This is a genomic window from Pseudomonas sp. 2,4-D (assembly GCF_030418155.1).
Lineage (GTDB): Bacteria > Pseudomonadota > Gammaproteobacteria > Pseudomonadales > Pseudomonadaceae > Aquipseudomonas > Aquipseudomonas alloputida.
On sequence record NZ_JAUHUI010000010.1, the window covers coordinates 139,873 to 154,065 of the forward strand.

14 protein-coding genes are annotated in these 14,193 nt (G+C 63.3%); 11 read left to right on the forward strand and 3 right to left on the reverse strand.

Going from position 1 to position 14,193, the window contains the following annotated elements; genetic code table 11:
• Positions 1-197: 197 nt before the first annotated feature.
• The 4 genes from QYE47_RS10410 (at position 198) to QYE47_RS10425 (ending at position 3,722) form a co-directional block, all read left to right on the forward strand.
• Entirely contained in the window at positions 198-995 is a 798-nt protein-coding gene (locus QYE47_RS10410; RefSeq protein WP_019437044.1) for a hydroxymethylpyrimidine/phosphomethylpyrimidine kinase, read from the forward strand.
• 13 nt (positions 996-1,008) lie between these two features.
• The gene (gene thiE, locus QYE47_RS10415; RefSeq protein WP_014592524.1) at positions 1,009-1,632 is read left to right on the forward strand and encodes a thiamine phosphate synthase; all 624 of its coding nucleotides are present in this window, start codon (positions 1,009-1,011) and stop codon (positions 1,630-1,632) included.
• Positions 1,633-1,648: 16 nt separating this feature from the next.
• The gene (hemL, locus tag QYE47_RS10420) at positions 1,649-2,932 is read left to right on the forward strand and encodes a glutamate-1-semialdehyde 2,1-aminomutase (RefSeq protein WP_003249773.1); all 1,284 of its coding nucleotides are present in this window, start codon (positions 1,649-1,651) and stop codon (positions 2,930-2,932) included.
• A 244-nt stretch (positions 2,933-3,176) separates the two neighbouring features.
• The gene (locus tag QYE47_RS10425) at positions 3,177-3,722 is read left to right on the forward strand and encodes a tetratricopeptide repeat protein (RefSeq protein ID WP_014592525.1); all 546 of its coding nucleotides are present in this window, start codon (positions 3,177-3,179) and stop codon (positions 3,720-3,722) included.
• Positions 3,723-3,725: 3 nt separating this feature from the next.
• Here the strand turns inward: QYE47_RS10425 and QYE47_RS10430 are convergent, their stop codons facing one another.
• A complete protein-coding gene (locus QYE47_RS10430) occupies positions 3,726-4,052 on the reverse strand; it encodes a DUF1820 family protein (RefSeq protein ID WP_003249769.1) in 327 nt (108 codons plus the stop codon).
• Positions 4,053-4,284: 232 nt separating this feature from the next.
• Here QYE47_RS10430 and QYE47_RS10435 point away from each other — a divergent pair, with 232 nt between their 5' ends.
• The 4 genes from QYE47_RS10435 to lnt are packed head-to-tail and all read left to right on the forward strand — an operon-like array spanning position 4,285 to position 8,140.
• Entirely contained in the window at positions 4,285-5,283 is a 999-nt protein-coding gene (locus QYE47_RS10435) for a PhoH family protein (RefSeq protein ID WP_014592526.1), read from the forward strand.
• Positions 5,276-5,749 (forward strand): rRNA maturation RNase YbeY, encoded by a 474-nt coding sequence (gene ybeY / locus QYE47_RS10440; RefSeq protein WP_003249763.1) that lies wholly within the window; start codon positions 5,276-5,278, stop codon positions 5,747-5,749. Before QYE47_RS10435 ends, ybeY begins: the two co-directional genes overlap by 8 nt.
• Before the next feature lie 25 nt (positions 5,750-5,774).
• The gene (locus tag QYE47_RS10445) at positions 5,775-6,614 is read left to right on the forward strand and encodes an HlyC/CorC family transporter (protein WP_003249762.1); all 840 of its coding nucleotides are present in this window, start codon (positions 5,775-5,777) and stop codon (positions 6,612-6,614) included.
• Positions 6,615-6,622: 8 nt separating this feature from the next.
• Positions 6,623-8,140 (forward strand): apolipoprotein N-acyltransferase, encoded by a 1,518-nt coding sequence (gene lnt, locus QYE47_RS10450; RefSeq protein WP_070384387.1) that lies wholly within the window; start codon positions 6,623-6,625, stop codon positions 8,138-8,140.
• Between the two features lie 146 nt (positions 8,141-8,286).
• Here lnt and QYE47_RS10455 read toward each other — a convergent pair whose 3' ends face one another.
• The gene (locus QYE47_RS10455; RefSeq protein ID WP_070384388.1) at positions 8,287-9,048 is read right to left on the reverse strand and encodes a YdcF family protein; all 762 of its coding nucleotides are present in this window, start codon (positions 9,046-9,048) and stop codon (positions 8,287-8,289) included.
• Between the two features lie 134 nt (positions 9,049-9,182).
• Entirely contained in the window at positions 9,183-9,497 is a 315-nt protein-coding gene (locus QYE47_RS10460; protein ID WP_010955411.1) for a hypothetical protein, read from the reverse strand.
• A gap of 227 nt (positions 9,498-9,724) precedes the next feature.
• On the opposite strand from QYE47_RS10460, the gene leuS reads away from it, so the two are divergent.
• The 3 genes from leuS to holA all read left to right on the forward strand — a co-directional run bounded on the left by leuS (position 9,725) and on the right by holA (position 14,075).
• Positions 9,725-12,331: a leucine--tRNA ligase gene (leuS, locus tag QYE47_RS10465; protein WP_070384389.1), complete on the forward strand. Its 2,607-nt coding sequence runs from the start codon at positions 9,725-9,727 to the stop codon at positions 12,329-12,331.
• A 61-nt stretch (positions 12,332-12,392) separates the two neighbouring features.
• Positions 12,393-12,998, forward strand: a complete 606-nt coding sequence (lptE, locus tag QYE47_RS10470; RefSeq protein WP_014592529.1) for an LPS assembly lipoprotein LptE — start codon at positions 12,393-12,395, stop codon at positions 12,996-12,998.
• Between the two features lie 39 nt (positions 12,999-13,037).
• Positions 13,038-14,075 (forward strand): DNA polymerase III subunit delta, encoded by a 1,038-nt coding sequence (gene holA / locus QYE47_RS10475; protein WP_014592530.1) that lies wholly within the window; start codon positions 13,038-13,040, stop codon positions 14,073-14,075.
• The last annotated feature ends 118 nt before the right edge of the window (positions 14,076-14,193 follow it).

The following is a 14,193-nucleotide window of genomic DNA, read 5'->3' on the forward strand; positions in this document are numbered from 1 at the left end:
GCAGAACCCGTTTATCGAGTTATCCGAGCACTCTAGCATAGCCTCACAACCTGGCAATCGGCCACATAAAAACACAAAGAAAAGGCTCTAAATCAATGCTTTCAATAGAAAATCAATCGACAACTTGACCGATCGATCAGTAAAACTCGTTTGTCGGACGATCCGCCCAAACAGGTTTGGTGGTAAGCTCGCCGACCATGAATATCTACAGCTCCCGCCCCGTTGTCCTCTGTCTCTCCGGCCACGACCCCAGTGGCGGCGCCGGCTTGCAGGCAGATATCGAAGCCCTGATCGCCCAAGGCTGCCACGCTGCACCTGCAGTGACCGCCCTGACCGTGCAGGATACCGTCAACGTTTCCGACTTCCGCGTGCTCGACCGCGAGTGGGTGCTGGCCCAGGCCAACGCCGTGCTGGCCGACTCCACGGTGGCCGCCGTCAAGTTGGGCATGCTCGGCTCCATCGAGATGGTCGACACCGTCGCCGAACTGCTGGCCGCCCACCCTCACCTGCCGCTGGTCTGCGACCCGGTGCTGCGTGCTGGTGGCGGTGGCCGCCTGGGCAAGGACGAAGTGGGCTACGCCCTGCGTGAACGGTTGCTACCGCTGGCGACCATCGCCACACCGAACCTGCCCGAAGCACGCATCCTCGCCGAACTGCCCGAGGGCACCGCTGACGAATGTGCCGAGAAACTGTTGCCGTTCTGTAGACACCTGCTGATTACCGGCGGTCACGGCGACGAAGACGAAATCCACAACCGCCTGTACACCCAGGAAGGCCAGCACTTCACCTGGACTTGCCAGCGCCTGCCGGGCAGCTACCATGGCTCGGGCTGCACCCTGGCCAGCGCCCTGGCCGGCCGCCTGGCGCTCGGCGAGCAGCTGGAAAGCGCCGTGCGCACCGCCCTGGACTACACCTGGCGCACCCTGCGTGACGCCGAGCAACTGGGCAAGGGCCAATACGTGCCGCGCCGCCTGCCCCTGGACTTCTGCTCCTGATACGAGGCTTTCAATGAAGCTACGCGGTCTGTACGCCATCACCGACAGCCAGCTGCTCGCCGGCCGTTTCCTGTCCCATGTCGAGGCGGCCCTGGAAGGCGGCGTTTGTCTGCTGCAGTACCGCGACAAGAGCGACGATGCAGCGCGCCGCCTGCGTGAAGCCGAAGGGCTGATGAAGCTCTGCGAGCGTTACGGCACCCAGTTGCTGATCAACGACGACGCCGAACTGGCCGCCCGCCTGGGTGTCGGCGTGCACCTGGGCCAGACCGACGGCCCGCTGACCCCGGCCCGCGCATTGCTCGGCCGTCAGGCAATCATCGGTTCCACCTGCCACGCCAGCCTCGAACTGGCCACCCAGGCTGCCAGCGAAGGCGCCAGCTACGTGGCCTTTGGCCGCTTCTTCAATTCTGTCACCAAGCCGGGCGCGCCCGCTGCCAACGTCGGCCTGCTCGAGCAGGCCCGCGCCCAGGTGAAACTGCCGATCGCCGTGATCGGCGGCATCACCCTCGACAACGCCGCCCCGTTGGTCGCCCACGGCGCCGACCTGCTGGCGGTGATCCACGGCTTGTTCGGTGCCGACAGCGCGCAGGAAGTCACCCGCCGCGCCCGCGCCTTCAACGCCTTGTTCGCATCCTGATTCGAGAGATACTTCCATGTCCCGTTCCGAAGCCCTGTTCGCCCAAGCCCAGAAGCACATCCCTGGCGGCGTCAACTCGCCGGTCCGCGCTTTCAAGAGCGTTGGCGGCACGCCGCTGTTCTTCAAGCATGCCGAAGGCGCCTATGTCGTTGACGAGGACGACAAACGCTACGTCGACTACGTCGGCTCCTGGGGCCCGATGATCCTCGGCCACGGCCACCCGGACGTGCTGGACTCGGTACGCAAGCAGCTGGAGCACGGCCTGTCCTACGGCGCGCCCACCGCCATGGAAACCGAGATGGCCGACCTGGTCTGCTCGATCGTACCGTCGATGGAAATGGTGCGCATGGTCAGCTCGGGCACTGAAGCCACCATGAGCGCCATCCGCCTGGCCCGTGGCTACACTGGCCGTGACGCCATCATCAAGTTCGAAGGCTGCTACCACGGCCACTCCGACAGCCTGCTGGTAAAAGCCGGCTCCGGCTTGCTGACCCAAGGCGTGCCAAGCTCGGCAGGCGTGCCAGCGGACTTCGCCAAGCACACCCTGACCCTGCCGTTCAACGACATCGCCGCCGTCGAGAAGACCCTGGCTGAAGTTGGCCAGACCGTGGCCTGCATCATCGTGGAGCCGGTGGCCGGCAACATGAACTGCGTACCACCGGCACCGGGCTTCCTCGAGGGCCTGCGCGAGCAATGCGACAAGCATGGCGTGGTGCTGATCTTCGACGAAGTGATGACCGGTTTCCGCGTCTCGCTCGGCGGCGCCCAGGGCCATTACGGCATCAAGCCGGACCTGTCGACCTTCGGCAAGATCGTCGGTGGCGGCATGCCGGTCGGCTGTTTCGGCGGCAAGCGTGAAATCATGGGCTGCATCGCCCCGCTCGGCCCGGTCTACCAGGCCGGCACCCTGTCGGGCAATCCGCTGGCCATGGCCGCTGGCCTGACCACCCTCAAGCTGATCAGCCGCCCAGGCTTCCACGCCGAGCTGACCGACTACACCAGCCGCATGCTTGACGGCCTGCAGCAACGCGCCGACGCCGCTGGTGTGCCATTCGTCACCACCCAGGCCGGTGCCATGTTCGGCCTGTACTTCAGCGGCGCCGACGATATCGTCACCTTCGAAGACGTGATGGCCAGCGATGCCGAGCGCTTCAAGCGCTTCTTCCACCTGATGCTCGACGGTGGCGTGTACCTGGCACCGAGCGCATTCGAAGCGGGCTTCACCTCCATCGCCCATGGCGACAAGGAGCTGCAGATCACCTTGGATGCGGCTGAGAAAGCCTTTGCTGCCCTGAAGTGATGGCCAGCCTGTACCGGCCTCTTCGTGAGCAAACCCACTCCTACACTCATGAAAGCGGCACCCCCTTGTAGGAGCGGGTTCACCCGCGAAGAGGCCGGCACAGGCAATAATTACGCACACACAATCAGCTGACTTCCCCAACCAAGCAGAAATTCGAGTAAAACTTTGTAAGGTTGGCGCTGCTTATCCCATAATGTGCCACCAGAGACATTGGCCGCAGCTTTGCAGAGGTAAGTCGATCCCCATGAACCGCACCGGCCGCGCCCTGACCCTGGGCTGCCTGTTGCTTCTTCAGCCCCTGCTGGCCCTGGCGGAGGGCGGTAACTCGTTGCTGATTCCGGCGGCGGGCCGCTGCACCTTGAACGTTCAGCCTGAAGACCTGGCAAACGCCCTCAAGGCCTGCGAGCAGACGGCGACTGCGGGGGATGCCCAGGCGCAATTCGAACTGGGCGAGTATTACTACACGCAAACGCCAAAAAACCTAGGCAAAGCCCTGGACTGGTTCCAGAAGGCATCGCTGCAAGGCCAAGCCGACGCCCAATACCGTCTGGGTGCCATGTTCTTCCATGGCGAAGGGGTCAAGGCCAACAACGTGCAGGCCTACATCCTGCTGAAAATGGCTGCGGTCAATGGCGCCGAAGATGCGCTGGACATGGCCGACGAAGTGACCGAGCAAATGCCCCGCGACGAACTGGAGCATGCCACCCAGGTGCTCGGCCAGATTTTCCGCAAGTACCTGCTCGAACTGCAGAACGCCGAAGGGCGCACGCCGTTCTCGCCGCTTCCCTGAAGGTCACTTTTCCGGCATTGGCATCGGGAACGGCATCACATTGCCGCCGCCCTTGGCCTCGCTGATCTTCGCCGTGCCCAGGCGCTCCACCTCATCGATGCGCACAATCGAGTGCATCGGCACGAAACTGCGGACCACTCCGTCGAACTGGCTCTTGAGCTTCTCCTCACTCGGGTCCACGACCAGTTGCGAGCGCTCTCCGAACACGAACTCCTCGATTTCCAGAAAACCCCACAGGTCACTCTGGTAGATCTGCTTGGCGTACATCTCGAAGACCTGACCCTGGTTCAGGAAGATCACTTTATAGATGGCGGGTTCGCGTTTGCTCATGTTCGGCCAGATAACACATGCGTAAGAAAAGGTGGGCATGATACCTGTTCTGGCCTGTTCACGGGTGGACCCGCGCCCACAGGATCCCCACCGGCCTTGCAGGAGCGGGTTGACCCGCGGGGAGGCCAGAACAGCCCGTACATACCGTTGAACGTTTCAGTGCTTTCGCCACTGCCATTCAAGGGTTATTCTTGAGTTCAACTCCATCGCCGTCGAGCGGCTAAAAACGACCTTGAACGCACCCATAGAACCCCATCGTTTCATCCTCGAACCCTTCGAGGCCCACCGTTTCGCCAACTTGTGCGGCCAGTTCGACGAGCACCTGCGCCTGATCGAACAGCGCCTGGCCATCGAGATCCGCAACCGCGGCAATCAGTTCGAACTGATCGGCGAACCCAGGACCACCTCCGCTGCCGAACAGCTGCTGCGCCGTCTCTATCGCGAGACCAAGGCCACCGACCTGTCACCGGAAACCGTGCACCTGTACCTGCAGGAGTCGGCTGTCGAAAACATCGACAACCCGGCCGTCAACGAGGTCAGCGTGTCGCTGCGCACGCGCAAGGGCAACATCCGCCCGCGCGGGCTCAACCAGCAGCGCTACGTCAAGGAAATCCTGGCCAACGACATCAATTTCGGCATCGGCCCGGCCGGTACCGGCAAGACCTACCTGGCCGTAGCCTGCGCCGTGGACGCGCTGGAACGCGAACAGGTGCGCCGCATCCTGCTGGTGCGCCCGGCGGTCGAGGCGGGTGAAAAGCTCGGTTTCCTGCCTGGCGACCTGGCACAGAAAATCGACCCGTACCTGCGCCCGCTGTACGACGCCCTGTACGAAATGCTTGGCTTCGAACACGTGGCCAAGCTGATCGAACGCCAGGTGATCGAAATCGCCCCTCTGGCCTACATGCGTGGCCGCACCCTGAACAACAGCTTCATCATCCTCGACGAAAGCCAGAACACCACGCTCGAGCAGATGAAGATGTTCCTTACCCGCATCGGTTTCGGATCAACTGCGGTGATCACCGGTGACATCACCCAGGTCGACCTGCCCCGTGGCACCAAGTCGGGCCTGGCGCACGTCATCGAGGTGCTGAAGGACGTTCCGGGGATCAGCTTTACCCATTTCCAACCCAAGGATGTGGTTCGTCACCCACTGGTTCAGCGTATCGTCGAAGCCTATGACCGCTTCGAAGCCCGCCAGCCCAAGCCCGAGGCGCCCGGCAAAGATGCTTGAACTTGATATCCAACGGGCCACGGATGCTGCCACTCCAGAAGACGCCGCCTTGCGCCGCTGGTGCGAATTGGCGTTGCGCCAGCGCAGCGCCGACTCGGAAATGACCATTCGCCTGGTCGACGAAGCCGAAGGCCGCGAGCTGAACCACACCTACCGGCACAAGGACTACGCGACCAATGTGTTGTCGTTCCCGGCCGATGTGCCCGATGAGCTGCTCGATATCCCGCTGCTGGGCGACCTGGTCATCTGTGTAGCGGTGGTCGAGCGCGAAGCGGCCGAACAAGGCAAATCGCTGGAAGCGCACTGGGCGCACCTGGTCATCCACGGTTGTCTGCACTTGCTCGGCTATGACCACATCGAGGATGAGGAGGCCGAGGAAATGGAAAGCCTGGAACGGGAATTGCTGGCAGAACTGGGTCACCCCGACCCGTATGCCGATGATGAAACCGACTCAATCACACACTGATACACGAAGGATCACGAGAACCGCCATGAGCGAAGATCGATCGAGCAACGGGCAGAAGTCCTGGCTGGGTAAACTGACCCAGGCTTTTGCCCATGAGCCGAAAAACCGCCAGGAGCTGCTTGAGCTGCTGCGCGAAGCCCATCAGAACAAATTGCTGGACAGCGAAGCGCTGACCATCGTCGAAGGCGCCATTCAGGTCGCCGACCTGCAAGTTCGCGACATCATGGTGCCGCGCTCGCAGATGAACAGCATCAAAGCCGGCCAGTCGCCTCGCGAGTTCCTGCCGGCAGTGATCGACGCCGCGCACTCGCGCTACCCGGTAATCGGCGAAAGCCATGACGATGTGCTCGGGATCCTGCTCGCCAAAGACTTGCTGCCGTTGATCCTCAAGGAGAACGGCGACAGCTTCAACATCAAGGACCTGCTGCGCCCGGCCACCTTCGTACCCGAGTCCAAGCGCCTGAACGTGCTGCTGCGTGAATTCCGCGCCAACCACAACCACATGGCCATCGTCATCGACGAATATGGCGGCGTGGCGGGCCTGGTCACCATCGAGGACGTGCTGGAGCAGATCGTCGGCGATATCGAAGACGAGCACGACGTCGAGGAAGACAGCTACATCAAACCGCTGCCCAGCGGTGATTTTTTGGTCAAAGCGCTTACCCCGATCGAGAACTTCAACGAGTTCTTCGACAGCGAGTTCTCCGATGACGAGTTCGACACGGTCGGCGGCTTGGTGATGAGCGCCTTTGGCCACCTGCCCAAGCGCAACGAAACCACTGAGATCGGGTCTTACAAGTTCCGTATTCTCAACGCCGACAGCCGGCGGATACACTTGCTGCGCCTGACCCCGATCACCCGTTAAGGACAAACATGCGTTGGATCACCCGCCCCGGCTGGCCCGGTAATCTGCTGGCCCTGGCGGCCGGTGCTTCCACCCTCCTGGCCCTGGCGCCGTTCGACATCTGGCCGTTGGCGGTGCTGTCCATCGCGGTGCTCTACCTTGGCCTGCGCGAGCTCAGCCCGCGCCAGGCCATGTGGCGTGGCTGGTGGTTTGGGTTTGGCCTGTATGGCGCCGGCACCTGGTGGATCTACGTCAGCATGAACACCTACGGCGGCGCTTCGCCGCTGCTGGCAATCGTGTTGTTGCTGGCGTTCTTCGCCGCACTGGCCTGGTTCTTCGCCCTGCCCACCTGGCTGTGGGCGCGCTGGCTACGCCGCAACGAAGCACCACTGGCCGACGCCCTGTGCTTCGCCGCCCTCTGGCTCCTGCAAGAGGCCTTCCGCGGCTGGTTCCTGACCGGTTTCCCCTGGCTCTACGCCGGCTATAGCCAACTGGACGGCCCGTTGGCCGGCCTTGCGCCGCTGGGCGGGGTATGGCTGATTTCCTTCACCCTCGCCCTCACCGCCGCCCTGCTGTGCAACCTGCACCGCCTGCGCACCCGCCCCTCGTTCCTGGCCGTGGCCAGTGTGCTGTTGCTTGCTCCCTGGGGGCTGAGCCTGGCGCTCAAGGGCCATGCCTGGACCATTCCGGCAGGCGAGCCGCTGAAAGTGGCGGCGATCCAGGGCAACGTCGAGCAGGACCTGAAATGGGACCCCGCGCACATCGACGCGCAACTGGCGCTATACCGCGACCTGAGCTTCAGCTCCAGGCCGGTGGACCTGCTGGTGTGGCCGGAAACCGCCGTTCCGGTGCTCAAGGACCAGGCCCAGGGCTACATCGACGTGATGGGCCGCTTCGCCGCCGAGCGCCACTCGGCGCTGATCACGGGCGTGCCGGTGCGTGAAGAAGTGCACCACCAGCGCCGCTACTACAACGGCATCACCGTCACTGGTGAAGGCGATGGCACCTACCTCAAGCAGAAGCTGGTGCCATTTGGCGAGTATGTGCCGCTGCAAGACGTGCTGCGTGGGGCCATCGAGTTCTTCAACCTGCCCATGTCCGACTTCGCCCGCGGCCCGGAAGACCAGCCGCTGCTGCAGGCCAAGGGCTACCAGATTGCCCCTTACATCTGCTACGAGGTGGTCTACCCCGAGTTCGCCGCTGGCCTGGCTGCGCGTAGCGACCTGCTGCTGACCATCAGCAACGACACCTGGTTCGGCAAATCGATCGGCCCCTTGCAGCACCTGCAGATGGCGCAGATGCGCGCGCTTGAAGCCGGCCGCTGGATGATCCGCGCCACCAACAACGGCGTGACCGCGCTGATCGACCCGTTTGGCCGCATTACCACGCAAATTCCGCAGTTCCAGCAGGCCGTGCTGTATGGCGAGGTGGTGCCAATGCAGCAGCTGACGCCTTACTTGCAATGGCGCTCATGGCCGCTGGCGATTGTCTGTGCATTGCTGCTGGGCTGGGCGTTGCTGGCAGGGCGTATTGCAAAAACCGTCTGACTGGCGATACGCGGCCACTGTAGGAGCGGGTTTACCCGCGAATACGGTAGTCGCGGCAACGGTGAACGGCGGGTGGAGATTGGCCAGCAGGGCAGGCCCTTTCGCGGGCAAGCCCGCTCCTACAGAGGGTTATGTAAGCCGGTAAATCAGTAGAACACCCGATACCCCACCAACCCCACCACTTCATTGAACAACTGCCCGCTCTGCCACATCGCCCGGCTCTCTGGCAGCAGACCGCCAAACGGCCGCGCATGATCGCGCCCAAGGAACCCCACCGGCGCCGGCACCACCTCGAACCCCGCCTTTTCAAAACTCCAGCGTGAGCGCTGCATGTGCCAGGCCTGGGTCACCAGCACCACCCGGCGAAATCCCAAAGGCTGTAGCACCTTGGCCGTCAGCTGAGCATTTTCCCAGGTCGTGCGGCTGGCCTCTTCGCGCCATTTCACCTCGACCGCGAAATCTTCATGCAAGCGTTCCGCCATCAGCCTCGCCTCGCTGGGCGGCGTGCCGTAATGCAACCCACCACTGGTCAACACTGGCAGGCCCGAAGCCTTGGCCAGCAGCGCGGCAAAGCGTATACGTTCCAGTGCCGTGGCCGTGGGCTGGTCACTGCCACCCCAGGCCGGGTCCCCGCGCTCGCGCCCGGCGCCCAGCACCACAATGGCATCCGCCCGGCTCGCCAGGCCGGCCCAGTCGCTCACGGCCAGCGGCGGCTCACTTTCCAGCACACGGGCGGTTTCCTGCACCACCAGCGGCAGGCTCATCAACCACAGGCCACCCAGCCCTACGCTAAAGCAAAGCGCCGCCAACCGGGGCCGCCGCGTACGCAGCCACCATGCCGCAAGCAGCAGCAAGAACAGCACGCCCGGCGGCATCAGCCATTGTTTGATGAAGAATCGGATCGGCATCGGCCACACCTCCTTGGCAGGCGTGCAGCCTAGAAGGATCGACGCCGGTCAACAAGTGCGTACCGGCGTCGATCTTGAGTTGTGTGATAGTGAAGAACCGGCGCGCGATAGCCTGCGCCTGGCGTCCTGAACGGCTAGCGATGTGGCAGCGTCCTGGATCTCGCCGTACTGGCGGGGCGTTTCTTGTCCTTGAGCCAGATGATCTTGGCCGATGTCGGCTCCGCTTGTGGGTAACTGCCGACAGGGGCATTGTGGCGCTCCGGAAGGGATTCCAGGTAGGCCTTGATCACTTCGAACTCTGCGTGGCTCAGGCCACGCAACTCAAGCTCAGCTGGCATCTCGTCGCGCAATCGCACCGAGGTCCTGGCCGTTTCCAGTGCCAGGCCAAGCCGGTCGATCAGGCGCTCGTAAAGCTCCGGTCTGATTGCGGGTAGCTGCGTCTCTCCCATCCGTTCACCTCATTGAAGGTAAGAATATCTCCCCCCACACCTGAGCTTAGCGTCGTTGCAAAAAGCAGCCGTGCGCCGCGACCAGCGGGCATTCGCAACGAAGGTTTCCCACGATGCGCGGCGCTGCTGTATGCTACGGCGTTCACTCTAAACGACACCGGAGTGCCGGACGCAGCGAGGTTCCGCTGCCTGGAACAAGGTCTCTTCTCTCTCAGCCAAAAGTAGCCATGCACGAACAATACACGCCCCGTGATATCGAAGCCGCCGCCCAGAAGTTCTGGGACGAGCAACAATCGTTCGCTGTTACCGAACAGCCAGGCAAAGACACCTACTATTGCCTATCGATGTTCCCGTACCCGAGCGGCAAGCTACACATGGGCCACGTGCGCAACTACACCATCGGTGACGTGATTGCCCGCTACCAGCGCATGCTGGGCAAGAACGTCCTGCAGCCGATGGGCTGGGACGCTTTCGGCATGCCCGCGGAAAACGCGGCGATGAAAAACAACGTCGCCCCGGCCAAATGGACGTACGAAAACATCGACTACATGAAGACCCAGCTCAAGAGCCTGGGCCTGGCCATCGACTGGGCACGTGAAGTCACCACCTGCAAACCCGACTACTACCGTTGGGAGCAGTGGCTGTTCACCCGCCTGTTCGAAAAAGGCATCATCTACCGCAAGAACGGTACCGTGAACTGGGACCCGGCGGACCAGACCGTACTGGCCAACGAACAAGTCATCGACGGCCGTGGCTGGCGTTCGGGCGCGCTGATCGAGAAGCGCGAAATCCCGATGTACTACTTCCGCATCACCGATTACGCCGACGAGCTGCTGGAGAGCCTCGACGAGCTGCCGGGCTGGCCTGAGCAGGTCAAGACCATGCAGCGCAACTGGATCGGCAAATCGCGCGGCATGGAAGTCCAGTTCCCGTACGACAAGGCCAGCATCGGCCACGAAGGCAGCCTCAAAGTCTTCACCACCCGTCCGGACACGCTGATGGGCGCCACCTACGTCGCCGTCGCCGCCGAGCACCCGCTGGCCACCCAGGCAGCGCAGGGCAACCCGGCGCTGCAGGCGTTCATCGATGAGTGCAAGAGCGGCAGCGTTGCCGAAGCCGACATGGCCACGCAGGAGAAGAAAGGCATGGCCACTTCCCTGCTGGTCGAGCACCCGCTCACTGGCGAGAAGCTGCCAGTATGGGTCGCCAACTACGTGCTGATGCACTACGGCGATGGCGCGGTAATGGCCGTGCCGGCCCACGACGAGCGCGACTTCGAGTTCGCCCACAAGTACAACCTGCCGGTCAAGGCCGTGGTGCGTACCAGCGCTGGCGATGAAGTCGGCAGCGAGTGGCAGGCCGCCTATGGCGAGCACGGCCAGCTGATCAACTCCGCTGAGTTCGACGGACTGGACTTTGCTGGCGCCTTCGACGCCATCGAAGCGGCCCTGATCCGCAAGGAACTGGGCAAATCGCGTACCCAGTTCCGCCTGCGCGACTGGGGTATCAGCCGCCAGCGCTACTGGGGCTGCCCGATCCCGATCATCCACTGCCCGTCCTGCGGCGACGTCCCGGTGCCGGAAGACCAGCTGCCGGTCACACTGCCGGAGAACGTGGTGCCGGACGGCGCCGGTTCGCCACTGGCGCGCATGCCTGAATTCTACGAATGCAGCTGCCCGAAATGCGGTGCTGCGGCCAAGCGCGAAACCGACACCATGGACACCTTCGTCGAGTCGTCCTGGTACTTCGCCCGCTACGCCTCGCCAAACTACGACAAAGGCCTGGTCGACCCCAAAGCCGCCAACCACTGGCTGCCGGTAGATCAGTACATCGGCGGTATCGAACACGCGATCCTGCACCTGCTGTACGCGCGCTTCTTCCACAAGCTGATGCGCGACGAAGGCCTGGTCACCTCGAACGAGCCATTCAAGAACCTGCTGACTCAGGGCATGGTGGTCGCCGAAACCTACTACCGCGTTGCCAGCAACGGCGGCAAAGACTGGTTCAATCCGGCCGATGTCGAAATCGAGCGTGATGCCAAAGCCAAGATCATTGGCGCCCGCCTGAAGACCGACGGCCTGCCGGTGGAAATCGGTGGCACCGAGAAGATGTCGAAGTCGAAAAACAACGGCGTCGACCCGCAGTCCATGATCGAAGCCTACGGCGCCGACACCTGCCGCCTGTTCATGATGTTCGCCTCGCCGCCCGACATGAGCCTGGAATGGTCCGACTCCGGCGTCGAAGGTGCCAGCCGCTTCCTGCGCCGTGTCTGGCGCTTGGCTCAGGCTCACGTCAGCCAGGGCCTGCCAGGCAAGCTGGATGTTGCCGCCCTGGACGACGCGCAAAAGGTCATCCGCCGCGCCATTCATGCGGCCATCAAGCAGGCCAGCACCGACGTGGGCCAGTTCCACAAGTTCAATACCGCCATCGCCCAGGTGATGACCGTGATGAACGTGCTGGAAAAGGCCCCGCAAGCCACCGAACAGGACCGCGCCCTGCTGCAGGAAGGCCTGGAAGCCGTCACCCTGCTGCTGGCGCCGATCACTCCGCACATCTCTCACGCGCTGTGGCAGCACCTGGGCCACGCAGGCTCGGTGATCGATGCCGCCTGGCCAAGCGTCGACGAACAGGCGCTGGTGCAGGACTCCATTACCTTGGTGGTTCAGGTCAACGGTAAACTGCGCGGCCAGGTCGAGATGCCTGCCGCTGCCAGCCGCGAAGAAGTCGAAGCCGCTGCCCGCAGCAACGAGAATGTCCTGCGCTTCATCGATGGCCTGACCATCCGCAAGGTCATCGTGGTACCGGGCAAGCTGGTCAACATCGTCGCCAACTGATGAAAACGCCCACCCGCATTGGCTGCGGGTGGGCGGAACAGGCCCAAAAGGGAGCAACAACATGATCAAACGCAATTTGCTGGTAATCGGCCTGGCGGTCATGCTCAGCGCCTGCGGTTTCCAGCTGCGCGGCACCGGCGCCACCGAGCTGAGCGTGAAGGAAATGGACGTCAGCGCGCGCAATGCCTATGGCCCGACTGTGGTCCAGCTGCGTGAAGTACTGGAACGTAGCGGCGTCAACGTGCACGCCGGCGCACCGTATCGCCTGGTGCTGACCAACGAACAGGAGCGCGAGCGCTCGGCGACCTACAACAGCGGCAACCGTACCGCCGAGTACGAGCTGACCACCAAGCTGGACTACAGCATTCTGGGCCTGAACAACCTGGAGCTGATGAGCGACAAGCTGGAGGTGCGCAAGGTCTACGTGCGTGACGGCTCGAACATCACCGGCTCCGAGCAGGAAGCCAAACGCGCCCGCGAAGAAATGCGCCGCGACCTGGTCAACGCCATGGTCGTACGTTTGCAAATGCTGTCCCCGTCCCAACTGGATGAGCTGCAGCGTAAAGCCGACGAGCGCGCCCAAGCCGAAGCTGCCGCGCTGGAGGCTGCCCGCCGCCAGCAAGCCGAGACGCCTCAGCAATCGCCACTGGAAGTACCGGGCAACTAAGCCCGTGAGGGGCGCCCTCGGGCGCCCCGCTTGCTCCCCATGAAACTCGCCCCCGCCCAACTCAACAAGCACCTGCAAGGCGCCCTGGCACCGGTCTATGTGGTCAGCGGCGACGACCCGCTGCTGTGCCAGGAAGCTGCCGACGCCATCCGCAATGCCGCGCGTCAGCAAGGTTTCGATGAACGCCAGGTGTTCAGTGCCGACGCCAACTTCGACTGGGGCACCCTGCTCCAGGCCGGTGCAAGCCTGTCACTGTTCGCCCAGCGCCGCCTGCTGGAACTGCGCCTGCCCTCGGGCAAGCCCGGTGACAAGGGTGCCGCTGCGCTGATGGAATACTGCGCCAACCCCGCCGAAGACACGCTGCTGCTGATCAGCCTGCCCAAGCTCGACAGCAGTGCGCAGAAGACCAAGTGGGGCAAGGCGTTGATCGAAGGCACCCATTGCCAGTTCATCCAGATCTGGCCGGTGGATGTGCACCAGCTCCCTCAGTGGATCAACCAGCGCCTGCAACAGGCCGGCCTGTCAGCCCAGCGTGATGCCGTCGACCTGATTGCCGCGCGCGTGGAAGGCAACCTGCTGGCAGCCGCGCAGGAAATCGAAAAACTCAAGCTGCTGGCCGAAGGCAGCCAGATCACCGTGGAAACCGTGCAGGCTGCCGTCGCCGACAGTGCCCGCTTCGATGTCTTCGGCCTGGTCGATGCCATTCTCAACGGCGAGGCTGCGCATGCCCTGCGCATGCTCGAAGGCTTGCGCGGTGAAGGTGTGGAGCCGCCAGTCATCCTCTGGGCCTTGGCCCGTGAGCTGCGCCAACTGGCGGGGCTAGCCCAGCAGTTCAGCCAAGGCGTGCCATTGGACAAAGCGTTCAGCCAGGCCCGCCCGCCCATCTGGGACAAACGCCGACCGCTGGTCAGCAAGGCCCTGCAGCGCCTCTCGGCGCAACGCTGGGCGCAACTGCTGCAGGATGCCCAGCGAATCGATGCGCAGATCAAAGGGCAGGCTGAAGGTTCGCCGTGGATTGGCCTGGCGCGGCTGTCGCTTTTGATGGCTGGCCAACGCCTGGCCCTGCCTCCCGAGTAACTGCGGCCACTGTAGGAGCGGGTTTACCCGCGAAGAGGCCGGCCCTGCTGGCCAATCTCCACCCGCCGTTCACCGTTGCCGCCGCTACCGTATACGCGGGTAAACCCGCTCCTACACA

Bases quoted from the DNA above. Each gene is read 5' to 3' on its own strand.
- QYE47_RS10410 (WP_019437044.1), top strand. From the start codon at position 198: ATGAATATCTACAGCTCCCGCCCCGTTGTCCTCTGTCTCTCCGGCCAC.
- thiE (WP_014592524.1), top strand. From the start codon at position 1,009: ATGAAGCTACGCGGTCTGTACGCCATCACCGACAGCCAGCTGCTCGCC.
- hemL (WP_003249773.1), top strand. From the start codon at position 1,649: ATGTCCCGTTCCGAAGCCCTGTTCGCCCAAGCCCAGAAGCACATCCCT.
- QYE47_RS10425 (WP_014592525.1), top strand. From the start codon at position 3,177: ATGAACCGCACCGGCCGCGCCCTGACCCTGGGCTGCCTGTTGCTTCTT.
- QYE47_RS10430 (WP_003249769.1), bottom strand. From the start codon at position 4,052: ATGAGCAAACGCGAACCCGCCATCTATAAAGTGATCTTCCTGAACCAG.
- ybeY (WP_003249763.1), top strand. From the start codon at position 5,276: ATGCTTGAACTTGATATCCAACGGGCCACGGATGCTGCCACTCCAGAA.
- QYE47_RS10445 (WP_003249762.1), top strand. From the start codon at position 5,775: ATGAGCGAAGATCGATCGAGCAACGGGCAGAAGTCCTGGCTGGGTAAA.
- lnt (WP_070384387.1), top strand. From the start codon at position 6,623: ATGCGTTGGATCACCCGCCCCGGCTGGCCCGGTAATCTGCTGGCCCTG.
- QYE47_RS10455 (WP_070384388.1), bottom strand. From the start codon at position 9,048: ATGCCGATCCGATTCTTCATCAAACAATGGCTGATGCCGCCGGGCGTG.
- QYE47_RS10460 (WP_010955411.1), bottom strand. From the start codon at position 9,497: ATGGGAGAGACGCAGCTACCCGCAATCAGACCGGAGCTTTACGAGCGC.
- leuS (WP_070384389.1), top strand. From the start codon at position 9,725: ATGCACGAACAATACACGCCCCGTGATATCGAAGCCGCCGCCCAGAAG.
- lptE (WP_014592529.1), top strand. From the start codon at position 12,393: ATGATCAAACGCAATTTGCTGGTAATCGGCCTGGCGGTCATGCTCAGC.
- holA (WP_014592530.1), top strand. From the start codon at position 13,038: ATGAAACTCGCCCCCGCCCAACTCAACAAGCACCTGCAAGGCGCCCTG.